This window comes from Sphingopyxis selenitireducens (genome assembly GCF_051550705.1).
In the GTDB taxonomy this organism is placed as follows: domain Bacteria; phylum Pseudomonadota; class Alphaproteobacteria; order Sphingomonadales; family Sphingomonadaceae; genus Sphingopyxis.
The window spans coordinates 1,131,172-1,147,623 of record NZ_JBPULG010000001.1 but is presented as its reverse complement, the minus strand read 5'-3'; the positions used below and the strand labels follow the sequence as shown (position 1 = coordinate 1,147,623).

The 16,452-nt window shown below is 64.3% G+C and carries 17 protein-coding genes; 3 read left to right on the top strand and 14 right to left on the bottom strand.

What is annotated here, in order from left to right; translation table 11 throughout:
• Positions 1-7 precede the first annotated feature (7 nt).
• The 13 genes from ACSYDV_RS05270 to fliE are packed head-to-tail and all read right to left on the bottom strand — an operon-like array spanning position 8 to position 9,772.
• Positions 8-277: a flagellar biosynthetic protein FliQ gene (locus ACSYDV_RS05270; RefSeq protein WP_438322681.1), complete on the bottom strand. Its 270-nt coding sequence runs from the start codon at positions 275-277 to the stop codon at positions 8-10.
• 4 nt (positions 278-281) lie between these two features.
• A complete protein-coding gene (fliP, locus tag ACSYDV_RS05265; protein ID WP_438322680.1) occupies positions 282-1,067 on the bottom strand; it encodes a flagellar type III secretion system pore protein FliP in 786 nt (261 codons plus the stop codon).
• Entirely contained in the window at positions 1,057-1,338 is a 282-nt protein-coding gene (locus tag ACSYDV_RS05260) for a FliO/MopB family protein (protein ID WP_438322678.1), read from the bottom strand. The genes fliP and ACSYDV_RS05260 overlap by 11 nt, the downstream gene beginning before the upstream one ends.
• Positions 1,338-1,676: a flagellar motor switch protein FliN gene (gene fliN / locus ACSYDV_RS05255; RefSeq protein ID WP_438322677.1), complete on the bottom strand. Its 339-nt coding sequence runs from the start codon at positions 1,674-1,676 to the stop codon at positions 1,338-1,340. Before fliN ends, ACSYDV_RS05260 begins: the two co-directional genes overlap by 1 nt.
• Complete coding sequence (locus tag ACSYDV_RS05250; RefSeq protein ID WP_438322676.1) at positions 1,669-2,616, bottom strand: FliM/FliN family flagellar motor switch protein; 948 nt, start codon at positions 2,614-2,616, stop codon at positions 1,669-1,671. The genes fliN and ACSYDV_RS05250 overlap by 8 nt, the downstream gene beginning before the upstream one ends.
• Positions 2,613-3,218, bottom strand: coding sequence for a flagellar basal body-associated FliL family protein (locus tag ACSYDV_RS05245; RefSeq protein WP_438322675.1), 606 nt, complete (start codon positions 3,216-3,218; stop codon positions 2,613-2,615). Before ACSYDV_RS05245 ends, ACSYDV_RS05250 begins: the two co-directional genes overlap by 4 nt.
• A gap of 17 nt (positions 3,219-3,235) precedes the next feature.
• A complete protein-coding gene (locus ACSYDV_RS05240) occupies positions 3,236-4,384 on the bottom strand; it encodes a flagellar hook-length control protein FliK (RefSeq protein WP_438322674.1) in 1,149 nt (382 codons plus the stop codon).
• Complete coding sequence (locus ACSYDV_RS05235) at positions 4,381-4,827, bottom strand: hypothetical protein (protein ID WP_438322673.1); 447 nt, start codon at positions 4,825-4,827, stop codon at positions 4,381-4,383. Before ACSYDV_RS05235 ends, ACSYDV_RS05240 begins: the two co-directional genes overlap by 4 nt.
• Positions 4,824-6,155: a FliI/YscN family ATPase gene (locus tag ACSYDV_RS05230; RefSeq protein ID WP_438322672.1), complete on the bottom strand. Its 1,332-nt coding sequence runs from the start codon at positions 6,153-6,155 to the stop codon at positions 4,824-4,826. Before ACSYDV_RS05230 ends, ACSYDV_RS05235 begins: the two co-directional genes overlap by 4 nt.
• On the bottom strand, positions 6,152-6,754 hold the full coding sequence (locus tag ACSYDV_RS05225) for a FliH/SctL family protein (protein WP_438322671.1): 603 nt from the start codon (positions 6,752-6,754) through the stop codon (positions 6,152-6,154). Before ACSYDV_RS05225 ends, ACSYDV_RS05230 begins: the two co-directional genes overlap by 4 nt.
• Positions 6,747-7,787, bottom strand: a complete 1,041-nt coding sequence (locus ACSYDV_RS05220) for a flagellar motor switch protein FliG (RefSeq protein WP_438322670.1) — start codon at positions 7,785-7,787, stop codon at positions 6,747-6,749. The genes ACSYDV_RS05225 and ACSYDV_RS05220 overlap by 8 nt, the downstream gene beginning before the upstream one ends.
• Entirely contained in the window at positions 7,780-9,426 is a 1,647-nt protein-coding gene (gene fliF / locus ACSYDV_RS05215; RefSeq protein ID WP_438322669.1) for a flagellar basal-body MS-ring/collar protein FliF, read from the bottom strand. Before fliF ends, ACSYDV_RS05220 begins: the two co-directional genes overlap by 8 nt.
• A gap of 4 nt (positions 9,427-9,430) precedes the next feature.
• Positions 9,431-9,772 (bottom strand): flagellar hook-basal body complex protein FliE, encoded by a 342-nt coding sequence (fliE, locus tag ACSYDV_RS05210; protein ID WP_438322668.1) that lies wholly within the window; start codon positions 9,770-9,772, stop codon positions 9,431-9,433.
• A gap of 245 nt (positions 9,773-10,017) precedes the next feature.
• Between fliE and ACSYDV_RS05205 the strand changes: the two genes are divergently transcribed.
• The 3 genes from ACSYDV_RS05205 to ACSYDV_RS05195 all read left to right on the top strand — a co-directional run bounded on the left by ACSYDV_RS05205 (position 10,018) and on the right by ACSYDV_RS05195 (position 13,026).
• Positions 10,018-10,833: a flagellin N-terminal helical domain-containing protein gene (locus ACSYDV_RS05205; protein WP_438322667.1), complete on the top strand. Its 816-nt coding sequence runs from the start codon at positions 10,018-10,020 to the stop codon at positions 10,831-10,833.
• Between the two features lie 238 nt (positions 10,834-11,071).
• On the top strand, positions 11,072-11,920 hold the full coding sequence (locus ACSYDV_RS05200) for a flagellin N-terminal helical domain-containing protein (protein ID WP_438322666.1): 849 nt from the start codon (positions 11,072-11,074) through the stop codon (positions 11,918-11,920).
• Between the two features lie 239 nt (positions 11,921-12,159).
• Positions 12,160-13,026, top strand: coding sequence for a flagellin N-terminal helical domain-containing protein (locus ACSYDV_RS05195; protein WP_438322665.1), 867 nt, complete (start codon positions 12,160-12,162; stop codon positions 13,024-13,026).
• A gap of 152 nt (positions 13,027-13,178) precedes the next feature.
• Here the strand turns inward: ACSYDV_RS05195 and ACSYDV_RS05190 are convergent, their stop codons facing one another.
• Entirely contained in the window at positions 13,179-16,451 is a 3,273-nt protein-coding gene (locus ACSYDV_RS05190) for an error-prone DNA polymerase (RefSeq protein WP_438322851.1), read from the bottom strand.
• Position 16,452: the final 1 nt, after the last annotated feature.

The following is a 16,452-nucleotide window of genomic DNA, read 5'->3' as shown; positions in this document are numbered from 1 at the left end:
CCGTGGCTTACTTCACCAAGGCCGGGATTTGCGCGAAGATCTCGCGCGTGAAATCGGTGAGCAGCACGAGGATGCTGCCACCGAAAATCGCGAGGCAGATTGCGGCGACGATCAGCTTGGGGACGAAGGTCAGCGTCTGTTCGTTGATCGAGGTCGCGGCCTGCACCATGCCGAGCAGCACGCCGATGACGAGCACGGGCAGCAGGAGCGGCGCCGAGGCGAGCGCGAGGATCCACAGCGACTGCTGCGCGACCCCGATGAAATAGTCGGCCTCCACCGCGCTAACTCACGAAGGAGGAGGCGAGCGAGCCCATCGTCAGGGCCCATCCGTCGACGAGGACGAAAAGCAGCAACTTGAAGGGCATGGATATGATCATCGGCGACAGCATCATCATACCCAATGACATCAGCGCGGAGGCGACGATCAGGTCGATGACGAGGAAGGGCAAAAAGATCAGAAAGCCGATCTGGAAGGCGGTTTTGAGTTCGCTGGTGACGAAGGCGGGCAGCAGGATCGAGAAGGGAACATCCTTCGGGCTCGCATAGCTTGGCGCCTTGGCGATCTTGGCGAACATCATCAGGTCGGATTTGCGCGTCTGCTTCATCATGAAGCCGTGAAGCGCGACGCCGGAGCGTGACACCGCCTCGCCAATGTCGATCTGTTCCTGGCCATAGGGTTCGATCGCGACGCGATTCACCTCTGTAATCACCGGCTGCATGATGAACAGCGAGAGGAAAAGGCTGAGCCCGACGAGCACCTGGTTCGGCGGCGTCTGCTGCAGCCCCAGCGCGTGGCGCAGGATCGACAGGACGATGATGATACGGGTGAAGCTGGTCATCATGAGCAGGAGCGACGGCAACACCGTCAGCAGGCTCATCATCACCAATATTTGCAGCGACAGCGACAGCGGGCGGCCATCGCCGCCGATATCGGCGACGGCGCGGTTCAGCCCGTCGGTGGCCTGCGCATAGGCGGCGGGCGCGGCGACGAGCAGCGCAAGGCCGCCGATCAGTGCCGCGCCGCGCAGCCAGCTGTTTCTGGAGATCGGGCGCCGATCAGTCGACATGGAAGTCGCCCTGGCTGTCGTCGTCGGCGAGGCGGGTGATGCCGTTCCGCGATACCGCGATCAATATTTGCCGCCCGCCGAATTCGACGACAGCGAGCTTCGACCCCGGACCGAGGGGCAATATATCGACCATCTGGATGGCGCGCTCCTTGGCATTGCCGCCGACCAGCGGCACGCCCATCTGGACCCGCTTCCACAACCACAGGCTACCCCACGCCAGTCCGCCGATCATCGGCAGCAGGATCAGGAGGCGGAGGATATATTCGAGCATTACTTCCTCCGGTCGAGGCCGCCCAGACCACGGTCGGGGGCGACGACTTCGGCGACCTGAATGCCATAGCGGCCGTCGACGCTGACGATCTCGCCCTTCGCGATCAGCGTACCGTTGGCGTAGATGTCCAGCAGGTCGGTGGCGGCGCGGTCGAGTTCGATCACGCTGCCTTCGGACAGGGCAAGCAGCTCGGCGAGGGTCATCGACGTCGATCCGACCTCGACGGACACCCGCAGCGAGACGCCGGCGAGCAGGTCGAAATTGGGCGATGCTGCGATGTCCTTGCTATCGCGGCGTTCGCGTCGCGCGGCCGCGGGGGCTTCGCTGGTGTCAGTCATGGTCCGGTCCTTCTTCGATATGTTCGATCATGATGGCGGCGTTGCCATTGGCCTCGCCGATGCTGCCGACGGCAAAGTTGCGGCCCGCAACGGTCACGGGCACATGGCGCGGCATGGTGAAGGGGATGACGTCGCCGACTTCGAGCCCAAGCAATTTCACAAGACTGATTTCGGGCCGTGCGAGAACCGAGCGGACGGGCAGGCGGATATCGCGCAGCGCCTTGTTCAGCGTCGCGCTCCACACGGGATCGGCCGAATGCGTCTCGCGCACTTCGGGAACGGGTTCGGCGCCGGCGATACCGCGCAGCGCCGCAAGCGGATAGGCGCACAGGACGGTGCGTCCTTCGAATGGCGCACCGCGCAATATGAAGCGCTGGACGAGCAATTCATCGTCGGCGCGCACCGCCGCGAGCTTGCTACTGTCGCCGGTGACGCAGTCGAGTTCGGGTTCGATCGGCAGCTTGTCGCCCCAGGCGGCGGCGAGCTGGATTCCCATGTCGCGGCCGAGCCGCGCCGCAAAGCGCTCCTCGGCATCGGTCAGATCTTCGCGCTCGCCCGAAAGCTTGCCCTTGCCGCCATAGAAAATGTCGACGAGCTGAAGGATCAACGGCCGCGCCGCGGAAAGCAGCACGGGACCCTTGAGCGGCGGGGCGTGATAGCGCCAGAAGATCGCCGGCGCGGCTTCAGCGGCCCAGTCGGCAAAGCTCATCTGTTCGGTGCCGGCGCGCTCGACCTGAATGGCCGGCGCGCCGAGCGCACGCAGCAGGTCGCGCAGGCTGCGCCCAAACTGGTTGGCGATGGCATCAAGCGCCGGAAAGGCATAGCTGCCCTCCGTCTTGCGAAGCAGCAGCGACGCCTTGGCGTCGGATGCATCCGACGCCTCGAGCTTTTTCGCTGCCGGTGCCTTGACCGCCTTGACCGGTTTGGCCTCAGCTTTCACTGGACCACCAGGCTCGTGAAATAGACATTATCGATACCCCCAAAGCCTTCCTTTTCGCGCAGAACCCCATTGACTGCGCCGGTCAGCTGACGCTGTAATCGCTGTTTTCCTTGCGATGTCGAGAGCAAAACCGGATCCTGTTCGGCGAGTACCATAAGCACAACCGAGCGGATCGGCACCGCCTGCCGTTTGATATTATTGATAACCTTGCCATCATAAAAGGTGGAAAGGCTGATGCCTATTTGCAGGAAACCCGACCCGTCGGCAAGGTTTGTCGTGAAGGCATCGGCGATTGGATAATAGGTGACTTCATATTTGCGCGGATCGACCTTGAAACGGTCGTTGGGGACCTTGACGGTGCCGATTTTCAGCGGCGCCTCTTCATTCTTGTCGGCGGCGGCGGGTGCCTCGTCCTTGCTGCTGCGTTCCACCAGCTTGGGATAATTATCCTCAGGCTTCGGGGGCTGTGCCGCCATGCCGACGCCGAAATACATACCCGCACCGGCGCCGGCGCCGATCAGCACTGCGGCGCCGATGACGATCAGCATCAGCTTCTTGAACTTGCCCTTCTTGGGCGCGGCTTCGACTTTATCCTTGGTCATGACGGGATCTTTCCTGATCAGGCGAAGCGGCCGCGGCGGTCGGCGGCGCGGTCTTCGTCACGCGGCTCGGCGCGTTCGGTGGCGGTTTCGATAAGATGGGCGGCTTCCTGAGCGGCGCTGCGGCCCTGGCCCTGCTGCGACTGACGGCCGGTTTCGCCCGGTGTGCAGGTGACTTCGGCCCCGGCAACACGCACGCCCTGTTGACGCAGATCCTCGACCAGGCGGGTCTGCGCGGCGGTGACGATGACTGCGGTTGCTTCATGCTGGGTGTCGAGTTTCAGCGATACGCCCTCGTCGCCCATTTGCATCGCGACGTCGAGGCGGCCGAGGTGGCGCGGCATCAGGCGAAAGCTGACGTCGCCCGTCGTCGATTTGGTCGCTGCAATATCGTGCGCCAGCTGTTCGATCCAGGCGTCGTCGGAGCCGATGTCGAGCGTGCGTTCGGTGACGATCGCAGGTTGCACCGCTTCACCAAGCGGGGTGGCGCCCTGCGTACCCGGCTGGGTGAACAGGACCGTCATCGATGCGCCTGCATCGGCGGGCGCGGCTTTGGCGGCCGGGGGTTCGACCGAAAGGACGGCGAGGGTCGGAAGCGGCGCGGGAACCTGTTTCGCGGTGGCCGGAACAGGCGACGGCATGCCTTCGGCTGTGGATTTGCCCACGTCGGCGTTGGCCGGCTTGACCGGCTTTCCGGCGGGGAGCGGCGCCGCGACGATCGGCGACCAGGTCGCCACCGGAGCGGCAATTTCGGCGTTGGGCCCATCGCTGACTTCGGCTTCGATCTCCGGCGCGGTCCCCGCAGCCTGGGTCGGTGCAGGCTTCGCTCCCGGAACAGCGGCACCGGCACCCGCGATCGCGATCAGCAGGCTGGCGGCGGTCGCAGCCGCGGTGTCGGCGGGCACGGCGTCCTTCGCGACAACCGGTTTTGCGGTGACTTCGACGTCGATCGCTTCGGTGGTGGGCAGGGTTATGCCTTCGACGCCCTGCGGCATTTCGGGCTTGGCGATGACCGGAATCGGGCCATCGCCCAGCGTTGGCTGGGGCGTGGCGGCGAGCAGCTGGCTGAAGCTGCCGCCTTCGCTGCCGGTGGCGGGTGCCTGACCGATCGCTGCGAGAAAGTTCGCAAGGGCCGGAGAGGCCGCAGGCTGGGGCAGGGCGCTCATCATGCCGCGCCGCCTTCGATCAGGCGCAGGCGCATGCCGACGCCCGAGCGATACGGGCGGTTGGCGTCGCTGCGCCGTTCCTGTTCGACTTCGGCCGCCTTGCGGCTGCGCTCATACAGGCGGACCGCCGATTCTTCCTTGGCCAGCGCGCTCTGGGCGAGCGCGCCCATATGGTCGCGCCGCGCGCTGGCGTTGCTGAGCGGTGCGGTCAGATTTTCCTGCGCGATGTCGAGCCGCATCGCGAGCTCGCCGATCGTGTTGAGCGCGCCGGCGGCAACCGCGCCCTTGGCCATGGCCAGATCGACGCGCAGCGTTTCGAGGCGCCGCGCGAGTTCGACCAGGCTCGCAAGTTCGCCATTGGCGCGCGCGAGATTGGCTTCGGCCATCTGATGTTCGACGGAGCGCACGCGAATGATCCGTTTGCGGCGTTCGGTGCGGGCGTTCATGCGGTATATCCTTCAATCAGTGTCTGGCGCGAGGCCTGGAAATCGACCTGCGCGGCGGCGGGTTGTGAAACGAAAGCGAGCTGGTCGGCGCGACGGGAAATGGCTTCGTCGAGCACCGGATCGGTGCCGGCGACATAGGCGCCCATCAGCATCAGATCGCGATTCTCTTCATAGGCCGACCACAGCTGGCGAAAGCGGGCGGCGGCGGCGGCATGGGGGGCATCGACCGAATCGACCATCGTGCGCGACAGCGATCGCGCGACGTCGATTGCGGGATAGACGCCCTGTTCGGCCATGGTGCGCGACAGGATGATATGGCCGTCGACGATGGCGCGGGCGCTGTCGACGACCGGATCGTCGATATCGCCGCCATCGGCGAGGACGGTGTAGAGCGCGGTGACCGAGCCGCCGGTTTCGCGGTCGATGCCTGCGCGCTCGCAGAGCGAGGGGATCAACGCGAAGACCGAGGGCGGATAGCCCTTCATCGTCGGCGGTTCGCCGAGCGTCAGGCCGATCTCGCGCTGCGCATGCGCGACGCGGGTCAGGCTGTCGATCAACAGCAGTACCTTTTTGCCGTCGGCGCGAAACGCCTCGGCGATTGCGGTCGCGCGCATCGCGGCGCGCAGGCGAAGCAGTGGCGGATGGTCGGCGGGAACCGCGACGACGACCGCTTTCTTGCGGACCTCGGGCGGCAGCTTGGTTTCGACGAAATCGCTGACCTCGCGGCTGCGTTCGCCGATCAGGCCGACGACGATCACGTCGCATTCGGTGCCGGCGATCATCTGGCCCATCAGCACGGACTTGCCGACGCCTGACCCCGCGATGATCGCGACGCGCTGGCCTTCGCCGACGGTGAGCAGGCCGTTGATCGCGCGGACGCCCATGTTGAGCGGCTTGGTCACGCGCCCGCGGCGCAGCGGGTTGGTCTTGCGTCCGGCGAGCGGCCACTGGAATTGCGATTTGACCGGCGGGCGGCCGTCGAGCGGATGGCCCTGCGCGTCGATGATGCGGCCGAGCAGTGCCTTTCCGCATGCGACCATGCCCGATGCGCCATGCGGTTCGACCGGCGCGCCGGTGACGAGCGGCATATTGGCGTCGAATGGCAGGACAAGGCTGCGGTGACCGCGAAAGCCGACGACTTCGCCGTTCACATATTCATTGTTCGCCGACTTGATGCGGACATTGCTGCCGAGCGGTTGGGGAAAACCCGACACTTCGAGCATGATGCCCTCGTGCGAGACGAGCGTGCCGATGCGGCGCGGGCTGGCGTCGGTGAGGTCGATCGGGTCGAGCAGCTGACGCGCCGACAGGGACAGGCGGCGGGTCATGCATTGTCTCCGGCACCGCCGAGCGCGGCGCGCAGTTCGTCGAGATAAACGGCGCGGCCATGTTCGATCCAGCCTGCCGAGGTTTCGATGCGCACCGTACCGCGCTTCATCGTCGCGTCGGCTTCGACCGGCAGGCGGAGCGGGCAATCGACGAGCAGCGCAGCGTCGGCGGGGTTGACCCACAGGGTGCGCGCCTTGTCGGCTTCGGCGACGAGCGCCGCGGCGGTTTCGGCCTGCGCCTGCAGCCAGGCGGCGTCGATCGGCGCGGTCTCGACGATCTGGCGGACCAGTCGTTCGACGGTTTCGGCGATCAGCTGTGCCAGTTCTTCGCTCGGTTCGTCCTGCAGCGCTTCGGTGCCTGCCAGCAAGGCGAGCAACTGATGGCGTTCGGCGGCGTAAGCCGATTCGGCGAGCCGCTGGCCTTCGGCGAGGCCGAGGGCATAGGGATCGTCCGCGACGACGGCGTCGGCAAGGTCATGCTCGACATCGGCTTCGGGCGCCTCGGGCGCGAAGTTCAGCGGACGAAAGCCGCCCTTGCGGGCCATCGCATCACCGAGCGCGCCGGCGGCGAAGCCGGTTTCGGGGAAACGATCAGACATAGTCGTCGCCCCCGCCCGCGATCATGATTTCGCCCGCGGCCGCCATCTGGCGCACGACCAGCATGATCGCCTTTTGCGCTTCGTCGACGTCGGTGCGCTTGACCATCGTCATTTCGGCCATTTCGTCGCGGATCGTTTCCGATGCGCGCTGCGACATGGTGGCGAGGCAGAGGTCGACCATTTCTTCGTCGGTGCCCTTGAGCGCGATTGCGAGTTCGGCGGCTTCGACCGAGCGCAGCACCGTGCTGAGGCTCTTCTTGTCGAGATCGCGGAGATTCTCGAAGATGAACATTTCTTCCTCGATCGCCTGTGCGAGCAGCTTGTCGGTCTTTTTGAGCGCGCGGATCGTGCGTTCCGAAAGCTGCTTGGGCATTTTCTTCATGATCTTGGCAACGTCGCCCGGACCGCCGATCGCCTGCTTGACGACACGCTGACCGTCGGCATTGGCGCTGGCGAGGACCGATTCCAAATCCTCGATCGCCGCAGCGGGAACCGAGGTGAGCTGTGCGGCGCGCAGCACCAGATCGGCCTGCAGCACCTCGTCGAGCGTTTCGATCGCACGGGCGGCGACATCGGGGATCAGCACCGACAGGATCAGCGCGCCGACCTGCGGATGCTCGCTGGCGAGCAGGCCGCTGATCGCATCGACGTCCATCCAGCGCAGCATTTCCAGCGACGCGGCGCTCGACTGCGGTGCAACGGCGGCGAGGATATTGTCGGCGCGGACGTTGCCGACCGCCTCGTGTATTACGGTGCGGATGCGGGTGTCGGCGCCGATTGCGAGCGCGCTGACGTCGCGGCTGCGCAGAACAAAGCGGTCGAGCGCCTGCTCGATCTGATGTTCGCTGGCATTGGCGGTGTCGAACATCGCCTTGGCAAGGTGGCGCACTTCTTCGGGAGCGAGCTGCTTCAGGATCGTCGCGGCTTCGCTTTCGTCGAGCAGCATCAGCAGGATGGCGGCGGCGGCCGATCCTTCGATGGCGGGCTTGGGCTTGGCGGCTGCGCCCAACAGGGTGTCGGCGGCGTCAGGCACGGGCGCCCTCCTGCATCAGCTGGCGAACGACCAGCGCGGCGCGGGCCGAGTCCTGACGGACAAAGGCGCGGACGAGGTTTGCGCGGGCTTCATAGCTCGGCGCGGCCTCGATCATGTCGAGGGTGATTTCGCGGCGGCCATTCTCGAGTGCGGGACGGCCGCTGGTTGCGGTAAGCAGCGTTTCCTCGATCGCGGCGGTCTGTTCGGCGCGTGCGGCGGCACGGGCCTTGGCAGCGCGGATCATCGGCCGGCCGATGAAAAGGAAGACGAGCAGTGCGGCGAGGAGCGCGCCGACCTGCGTGATCAGCGGCATGAACCAGGGTTCGTCGTAAAAGGCGGGGGTGGTATCCTCGACCTTGGCAAACGGGCGCTGGCTGATCGCGACCTGATCGCCGCGCGCGACGTCGAAACCGACTGCGCCCTTTACCAGGCTGTCGATCTTCATCATGTCGGCCTGCGTCAGCGCCTTCGTGCCCTGATTGAGCGCGACCGCGACCGAAACGCGGCGGACGCGGCCTTGCGGCTGGTGCGTTACCGAAATCTCGCGGCCGACTTCGTAGGCGCGCTGGGCATTTTCGTTGCTCTGGGTTTCGGGGGCACCGGCGGGCGCCGGAACCGGGGCGGTCGCGCTGACCGTCGTCGCCTGCGGCGGCTGGTTCGACAAGGCGCCGGGGATGCCGACGGCGGGCGGCGGCGTCTGACCGCTGACCTGACGCGTGATCTGTTCGCTGGTCAGCGCGCGATCATTTTCGGGGAAGCTTTCGCGCGTCGCCTGGCTTTCCGACATGTCGACATCTGCGTGAACCTCGACGCTGTAATTGCCGGCGCCGAGCATCGGGCCGAGCAAGGTATCGAGCGCGCGGCGGAAGCGATCCTCGATCTGGGTCTGAAGCTGGAAAGCCTTCATGTCGGTCGAGGTCGCGGTGTCGGACAATAGGGCCCCGCGCTGGTCGATCACCGATACCTGATCGGCGTTCATGCCGGGAACCGACGAAGCGACGAGGAAGCGGATCGCCTGTACCTGACCTTCGGAGAGCGAGCGGCCGTTCTGCAGCGTCAGCATCACCGATGCGGTTGCGGGCTTGTCCTCGCGGACGAACAGGCTGGGTTCGGCGGCGGCGACATGGACGCGAGCGCTTTTCACGGCGTCGATGGTTTCGATCGTGCGCGACAGTTCGGCTTCGCGCGCGGCGCGGAGCGTTTCGCCCTCGATCGCGCGGCTCGACCCCATGGGCAGCGCCGCGATCAGGCTGTCGCCATCGGGCTGTGCCTTGGGCAGGCCCTGTCCGGCGAGCGCGATGCGTGCCTGATGGAGCTTGTCGGCGTCGACCGTCAGCGCGCCCGTCACCGGGTCGATGCTATGCGCGATGCCCGAGGTCTGGAGCGCGTCGGCGACCGCCGATTTGTCGGCGTCGGCCAGTCCGGCGAACAGCTGGGCCTGCGGTGCCGACTGGCTGAGGAAATAAGCGAGGGCCGCGATGCCGATCGCGGTGGAGGTGGCGATGGCGGGCAGCGCACGCTGCACCGCGGGCTGCTGCGCAAACTGGCGCAGCGGCGCCAGGCGATCGCCGAACGTCGTGCCGGGCATGCGGTTCGCATGTCCGGCATCGATCGGGGTGAGCATTTGTGCGTCGGCCATCGGATTATACCGGCATGTTCATGATGTCGCGGTAGGCGGAGAGCAGCTTGTTGCGCACCTGCAGCGTGGTTTCAAAGCCGAGCGAGGCTTTCTGCCGTTCGATCATCACGCTGACGATGTCGTGGGTGTCGCCGCGCTCATAGGATTCGGTCAGCTCGCTCGCCTTGCTCTGCTGGGCGTTGACCTGTTGCAGCGCGTTGTTGATCGCGACGCTGAAATCGGGAGCGCCCTCGGCGCCTTCGCCGCCCCCCGCCGCGCCGCGGCCAGCGGCGCGTTGCAGCGCCACATTCTGATTGAGGATTGAACTGCGCATCAATAACAGCCGGCTCTGGTCAATCGTGCTCATTATCTTTTCATCCGTTCTAAGGTGCAGCTGTTCGCCGCTCGCAAAGAACAATGCAAAGGCCGTGCCAGAATTTCTAATGGCGCATTTTCAACGATTTTAGTGGGGCTGATCCGGCTTTCACGCGTGCCCGGCATTTTTTTGACGGGCAAACTTAAGCGATGCCGCAGTCCGTCGTTACTGATCTCGTGACCGCTCCTCGAGCCCTCACATTACGGGAATGGCCATCGAGGCCGGAAAGGATCATTATGACCGTCATCAACACCAACGTGAGCGCGCTCCGCGCCCAGAACAACTCGCGCGTTGCCAACAAGATGCAGTCGCAGGCGATGGAACGCCTGTCGAGCGGCAAGCGCATCAACAGCGCGAAGGACGACGCCGCCGGCCTCGCCATCGCAACCCGCATGGACGCCAATGTTCGCGGCCTCAATCAGGCCGTGCGTAACGCCAACGACGGCATTTCGCTGTCGCAGACCGCCGAAGGCGCGATGGGCAATATCTCGAACATCCTCGTTCGCATGCGTGAACTGGCTGTTCAGTCGGCCAACGGCACCAACGGCACGACCGATCGCACCGCGATCCAGACCGAAGTGACCGCACTGATCGCACAGATCGGCGATATCGCGACCCGCACGACCTTCAACGGCACCAACCTGCTGTCGGGCGGCACGTCGATCGCCATTCAGACGGGTGTCAACTCGGGTGAGAGCGTGACGATCGCGATCGGCAACCTTACCGCAGCCGGCCTCGGCGTCGGCGCGGTCGACCTGTCGACGGCAGCGGGCGCCGGGACCGCTTTGGGTCTGCTCGACACGGGCATCCAGACGGTTGCGACGCAGCGTGCCAACCTCGGTGCGCAGCAGAACCGCCTCGAAGCGACTGTCGACAATCTGACATCGACCGTCACCAATCTGGCAGACGCCAAGTCGCGCATCGAAGACGCCGATTTCTCGGCTGAATCGACCAAGCTCGCAGCTGCCGGCATCCTGTCGCAGGCATCGACCGCGATGCTCGCTCAGGCGAACCAGAGCCAGCAGGGCGTGATGAACCTGCTCCGCGGCTAAGCCGACTACCCCATCTCAGGCTATAATTGGCTGGTCCCTTTAATAGTCTGATCCGACGCTCCGGTCCCCCACGACCGGGGCGTCTTTGGGGGACAGGGCCTCTCGCGCTCGGGCGAGGAGGGGCAGCACGGCTTTTTATGTGCCGCTTAAGCGGCGCCGCCGCGTGCCGTTAATGGATGGGTAAAGCTCATACAGTCGCACGCCGCGGGAATGGCCATCGAGGCCGGAAAGGAACAACATGACCGTCATCAACACCAATGTGAGCGCGCTTCGCGCCCAGAACAACTCGCGCGTTGCCAACAAGATGCAGTCGCAGGCGATGGAACGCCTGTCGAGCGGCAAGCGCATCAACAGCGCGAAGGACGACGCTGCCGGCCTCGCCATCGCAACCCGCATGGACGCCAATGTTCGTGGCCTTAATCAGGCTGTGCGCAACGCCAACGACGGTATCTCGCTGGCACAGACCGCCGAAGGCGCGATGGGCAATATCTCGAACATCCTCGTTCGCATGCGCGAACTGGCTGTTCAGGCAGCGACCGGCACCAATGGCACGGAAGACAAAGAGGCGATCCAGGTTGAAGTGGATGCGCTGGTCGCCCAGATCGGCGACATCGCCACCCGCACGACCTTCAATGGCACCAGCCTGCTCAACGGCACGACCGATCTCGACGGTGCCGGCGCCGGCACCACCCTGGGTACCCTGGTCCAGATCCAGACAGGTCTCGATACGGGTCAGACGGTCGAAATCGGCATTGCCGATCTTCGGGCGGCGGCTCTCGGTGTCAATGCGCTCAACTATGAGACCAATGCTTCGGGCGCGCTGACAGTGCTCGACGCGGCGATCCAGACGGTGGCGACGCAGCGTGCCAACCTCGGTGCGCAGCAGAACCGCCTCGAGGCGACTGTCGACAATCTGACATCGACCGTCACCAATCTGGCAGACGCCAAGTCGCGCATCGAAGACGCCGATTTCTCGGCTGAATCGACCAAGCTCGCGGCTGCCGGCATCCTGTCGCAGGCATCGACCGCGATGCTCGCTCAGGCGAACCAGAGCCAGCAGGGCGTGATGAACCTGCTCCGCGGCTAAGCCGGACGACCCATCTCAGGCTATAACTGGCTGGTCCCTTTGATAGCCTGATCCGATGCCCCGGTCCCCCACGACCGGGGCGTCTTTTCGCGGGCCTTGGCTCTTTTGGCGAAGAGTGGCGAACACCGATTTTTTGTGCATGCCGCTTAAACGCCGCGATCATCCGCCGTTACTGATTTCAGTGACCGCTCCTCGAGCCATCACAACAAGAATGGCCATCGAGGCCGGAAAGGAACAACATGACCGTCATCAATACCAATGTGAGCGCGCTCCGCGCCCAGAACAACTCGCGCGTTGCCAACAAGATGCAGTCGCAGGCGATGGAACGCCTGTCGAGCGGCAAGCGCATCAACAGCGCGAAGGACGACGCCGCCGGCCTCGCCATCGCAACCCGCATGGACGCCAATGTCCGCGGTCTGACGCAGGCCGTGCGCAACGCCAATGACGGCATCTCGCTGTCGCAGACCGCCGAAGGCGCGATGGGCAATATCTCGAACATCCTCGTTCGCATGCGCGAACTGGCGGTTCAGTCGGCCAACGGCACCAACGGCACGACCGATCGCGCCGCAGTCCAGACCGAAATCACCGCGCTGATCGCACAGATCGGCGATATTACGGGACGCACCACCTTCAACGGCACCAAGCTGCTCGACGGCAGCGCAACGACGACGCCGATCGCCATTCAGACGGGTGTCAACTCGGGCGAGAGCGTGTCGATCACGATCGCCGACCTGCGCGCCTCCGCTTTGGGCCGTGCGGCCGCAGCTGGCCCGCCGGCCGTCACCGCTGCACTGGTTGAGGATATCGACCTGTCGGATGTCGCTGGCGCTTCGGATGCTCTCAGCGTTCTTGACGCGGCGATCCAGACGGTTGCGACGCAGCGTGCCAACCTCGGTGCGCAGCAGAACCGCCTCGAAGCGACTGTCGACAATCTGACATCGACCGTCACCAATCTGGCGGACGCCAAGTCGCGCATCGAAGACGCCGATTTCTCGGCCGAATCGACCAAGCTCGCGGCTGCCGGCATCCTGTCGCAGGCATCGACCGCGATGCTCGCTCAGGCGAACCAGAGCCAGCAGGGCGTGATGAACCTGCTCCGCGGTTAAGCCGGACGACCCCATCTCAGGCTATAACTGGCTGGTCCCTTTGATAGCCTGATCCGATGCCCCGGTCCCCCACGACCGGGGCATCTTTTTTTCGGCAAAGCCGAAATAGACGCGGGCTGGAACCGCTCCCGGCGTCAGCCGGAACAAATGCATCAATGAAAGTCGCGCGATTTTGGCAGGATGCGGACGTCGCGTGGGTGGCCATGCTTCGCCGCATAGCCGCGCGGATGCTGCGGATGCCTGACCTCGTCGGCGCGGCAAACTTCGGGGTCGAAATGCCGGTCACTGCCCAGCGTATCGAGCATCGCGGTCCGGTCGACGATGCGCGTCGCCATCAGGTGGATCACGCCTTCCTTGCTCCGCTGCACCTCACCCTCGGCCAGCATCAGCCGCGACGCCATGACGGCGCGGCGATACCGCTCGAAATGGCGTGCCCACAGCAGGATGTTGACGATCCCGCCCTCATCCTCGAGCGTGATGAAGATCGCATTGCCCTTTCCCGGGCGCTGGCGGATCAACACGACACCCGCGGTGCGGACGATCGAGCCGTTCTTTGCCGCCGCGACCTGAGCAGCGCTGAGTACGCCTTCGCGTTCGAAATCGCGGCGCAGGAATGCCATCGGATGGCCCTTCAGCGACAGGCGTGTCGTCTGATAGTCGGTCAGCACATGCTCGACGAGCGGAGTGGGGGGCAATTGTGCATCTTCCTCGGCGCCCAATTCGTCGGTGTCGGCCGCGCCGAACAGCGGCAGCACCCCCTGCCGGACGCGCCGCGCATCCCATAGTGCCGGTCGCCGGTCGAGTCCCATCGACCGGCACGCATCGGCCTCTGCCAGCAGACGCAGCGCGCGCGCCGGCAGGTTGGCGCGGCGTGCGAGTTCTTCGACCGAGGTGAAGAAGGCGGTGCTGCGGGCTTTGGCGATCTCATTCGCCCATTCCTCACGAAACCCGTCAACCTGCCGAAAGCCGAGCCGCAACGCGAGACTGCCGTCCTCGCGCCGTTCGAGACTGTTGTCCCAGCCACTGGCATTCACATCGACCTCGCGCACCTCAACCCCATGCTCACGCGCATCGCGCACGAGCTGGGCGGGGGCGTAGAAGCCCATCGGCTGTGAATTGAGAATCCCGCATGCGAAGACGGCGGGGTGATGGCATTTCAGCCACGACGATACATAGACGAGCTTGGCGAACGACTGGGCGTGGCTTTCAGGAAAACCATAGCTGCCGAAACCCTCAATCTGCTTGAAGCATCGGGCTGCGAAATCGGGTTCATAGCCGCGCCGGATCATGCCGCCGATCATCTTCTCCCTGAAATTCTGAATGGTGCCGACATTGCGAAAGGTCGCCATCGCGCGTCGCAGGCCATTGGCCTCTTTCGAAGTGAACCCGGCTGCAACAATGGCCAGTTTCATCGCTTGTTCCTGAAACAGCGGGACCCCTTCGGTCTTTCCTAGCACGTCTTCGAGTTCATTCGCTTGCGATCCGGCGCGCAGCGGCAGTTCGGGCTTTTCCTCCTTGTTGCGGCGACGCAAATAGGGATGGACCATATCGCCCTCGATCGGTCCCGGCCGGACGATCGCGACCTGGATGACGAGATCGTAAAATTCGCGTGGGCGTAATCGCGGCAGCATGTTGATCTGCGCACGGCTTTCGACCTGAAATACGCCGATGCTGTCGCCCTTGCATAGCATGTCATAAACGACAGGATCTTCGGGCGGTACCGATTTGAGATCATGATCGCCCAGATCATGCAACCGCATCAGGTCGAAACATTTGCGGATGCAGGTCAGCATCCCGAGTGCAAGTATATCGACCTTCATCAGCTTCAGCTCATCAATGTCATCCTTGTCCCACTCGATAAAGGTGCGTTCGTCCATTGCGGCATTGTGGATCGGCACCGTTTCGTCGAGCCGGTCTTCGGTCAGCACATAGCCGCCGACATGCTGAGACAGGTGGCGCGGGAAAGTCAGCAGCTGCGAGACGATCCATTGCAGCCGTGCAATATCATCCAACTCGGGATCCAGTCCCGCTTCGATAAAGCGTTCGACGGGCATCTCGCTGCCCCAACTGCCCCAGGTCGTGTCGGCGAGCCGTTGCGTGATATCCTCGCTGAGACCCAATGCCTTTCCGACTTCGCGGACCGTACTGCGCGGCCGGTAATGGATCACCGTCGCGGCAATGCCTGCGCGCCGCCGCGTGTAGCGGCTATAGACATATTGCATCACCTCCTCACGCCGCTCGTGCTCGAAGTCGACGTCGATGTCGGGCGGCTCGCGACGTTCTTCGGACAGGAAGCGGGTGAAGAGCAGATTGTTGGCTATGGGATCGATCGAGGTGATTTCGAGCAGATAGCAGACGAGCGAATTCGCCGCCGAACCGCGTCCCTGACAAAGGATGGGCGGGTCTCGCGTGCGGGCGAAATTGACGATGTCGTGAACGGTCAGGAAATAGCAGGCGAACTTGCATTTGCGGATGAGGGAAAGTTCTTCATCCAGTACCTCCTGCCAGCGTCTCGGCAATCCATCTGGATGAAGCCGGTTCGCGGCTTCCATCACCATATGCTCGAGCCAGCTTTGGGGCTCCCATCCCTCGGGGACCGGCTCGTGCGGATATTCATACTCCAGTTGTCTCAACGAAAAACCGATGCGATCGAGGATCTTCGCGCTCTCATCGACTGCTTCGGGGTGGGTGCGGAAAAGTCGGCGCATTTCCTGTGGCGATTTCAGATGACGTTCGCCATTGGCGCGCAACAGGCGGCCGGCATCGTTGAGATTTCGCCCTGCGCGAATGCAGGTGATAACATCGTGCAGCGGCCGCTGCACGCGCGTGGCGTAAAGCGCGTCGTTGGTTGCCAGCATCGGAATGCCGACACGCCCTGCCAGGGCGCTGAGCCGGGAGAGTCGTCGGCGATCGCTGCCGCCTCTTGGCATCGTCGCACCCAGCCATAACGAGCCCGGTGCGACCTCGGCCAGACGGCGCAACACGGATTCATCTTTTTCGGACGCCATTGCGATCAGGATCATATCCTCGCAGTGGATCAGCAGATTTTTAAGCTTCATCACGCAATCGCCCTTTATGGTGCGGCGATTGCCGATGGTGAGCATCCGCGTCAGCCGGCCCCAGCCATGGCGTGTGGTGGGGTAGGCGATGATATCCGGCGTTCCGTCGTCGAAAACCAGCCGGGCACCGACGACGAGCTTTATGTCGGGAAGCTCCACCCCTTCCTCTGCGGCGTCTTCGCGCAGCTTGCGCAGCCCGGTCAGCGCCCGCACCACCCCCGCGACACTATTCCGGTCGGCGATACCGATGCCGGTCATGCCAAGGTTGATTGCCTCCGCGACCATCTCGGCGGGATGCGAGGCGCCGCGCAGGAAGCTGTAGTTGGTCGCGGCCACCAGCTCGGCGAAGCCGGGATCGGTGGGCATG

What these genes read in the sequence shown, in the direction of transcription:
- fliP (WP_438322680.1), bottom strand. Translation starts at nt 1,067, where the DNA reads ATGTCGACTGATCGGCGCCCGATCTCCAGAAACAGCTGGCTGCGCGGC.
- ACSYDV_RS05260 (WP_438322678.1), bottom strand. Translation starts at nt 1,338, where the DNA reads ATGCTCGAATATATCCTCCGCCTCCTGATCCTGCTGCCGATGATCGGC.
- fliN (WP_438322677.1), bottom strand. Translation starts at nt 1,676, where the DNA reads ATGACTGACACCAGCGAAGCCCCCGCGGCCGCGCGACGCGAACGCCGC.
- ACSYDV_RS05245 (WP_438322675.1), bottom strand. Translation starts at nt 3,218, where the DNA reads ATGACCAAGGATAAAGTCGAAGCCGCGCCCAAGAAGGGCAAGTTCAAG.
- ACSYDV_RS05240 (WP_438322674.1), bottom strand. Translation starts at nt 4,384, where the DNA reads ATGATGAGCGCCCTGCCCCAGCCTGCGGCCTCTCCGGCCCTTGCGAAC.
- ACSYDV_RS05235 (WP_438322673.1), bottom strand. Translation starts at nt 4,827, where the DNA reads ATGAACGCCCGCACCGAACGCCGCAAACGGATCATTCGCGTGCGCTCC.
- ACSYDV_RS05230 (WP_438322672.1), bottom strand. Translation starts at nt 6,155, where the DNA reads ATGACCCGCCGCCTGTCCCTGTCGGCGCGTCAGCTGCTCGACCCGATC.
- ACSYDV_RS05225 (WP_438322671.1), bottom strand. Translation starts at nt 6,754, where the DNA reads ATGTCTGATCGTTTCCCCGAAACCGGCTTCGCCGCCGGCGCGCTCGGT.
- fliF (WP_438322669.1), bottom strand. Translation starts at nt 9,426, where the DNA reads ATGGCCGACGCACAAATGCTCACCCCGATCGATGCCGGACATGCGAAC.
- fliE (WP_438322668.1), bottom strand. Translation starts at nt 9,772, where the DNA reads ATGAGCACGATTGACCAGAGCCGGCTGTTATTGATGCGCAGTTCAATC.
- ACSYDV_RS05205 (WP_438322667.1), top strand. Translation starts at nt 10,018, where the DNA reads ATGACCGTCATCAACACCAACGTGAGCGCGCTCCGCGCCCAGAACAAC.
- ACSYDV_RS05200 (WP_438322666.1), top strand. Translation starts at nt 11,072, where the DNA reads ATGACCGTCATCAACACCAATGTGAGCGCGCTTCGCGCCCAGAACAAC.
- ACSYDV_RS05195 (WP_438322665.1), top strand. Translation starts at nt 12,160, where the DNA reads ATGACCGTCATCAATACCAATGTGAGCGCGCTCCGCGCCCAGAACAAC.
- ACSYDV_RS05190 (WP_438322851.1), bottom strand. Translation starts at nt 16,451, where the DNA reads ATGCCCACCGATCCCGGCTTCGCCGAGCTGGTGGCCGCGACCAACTAC.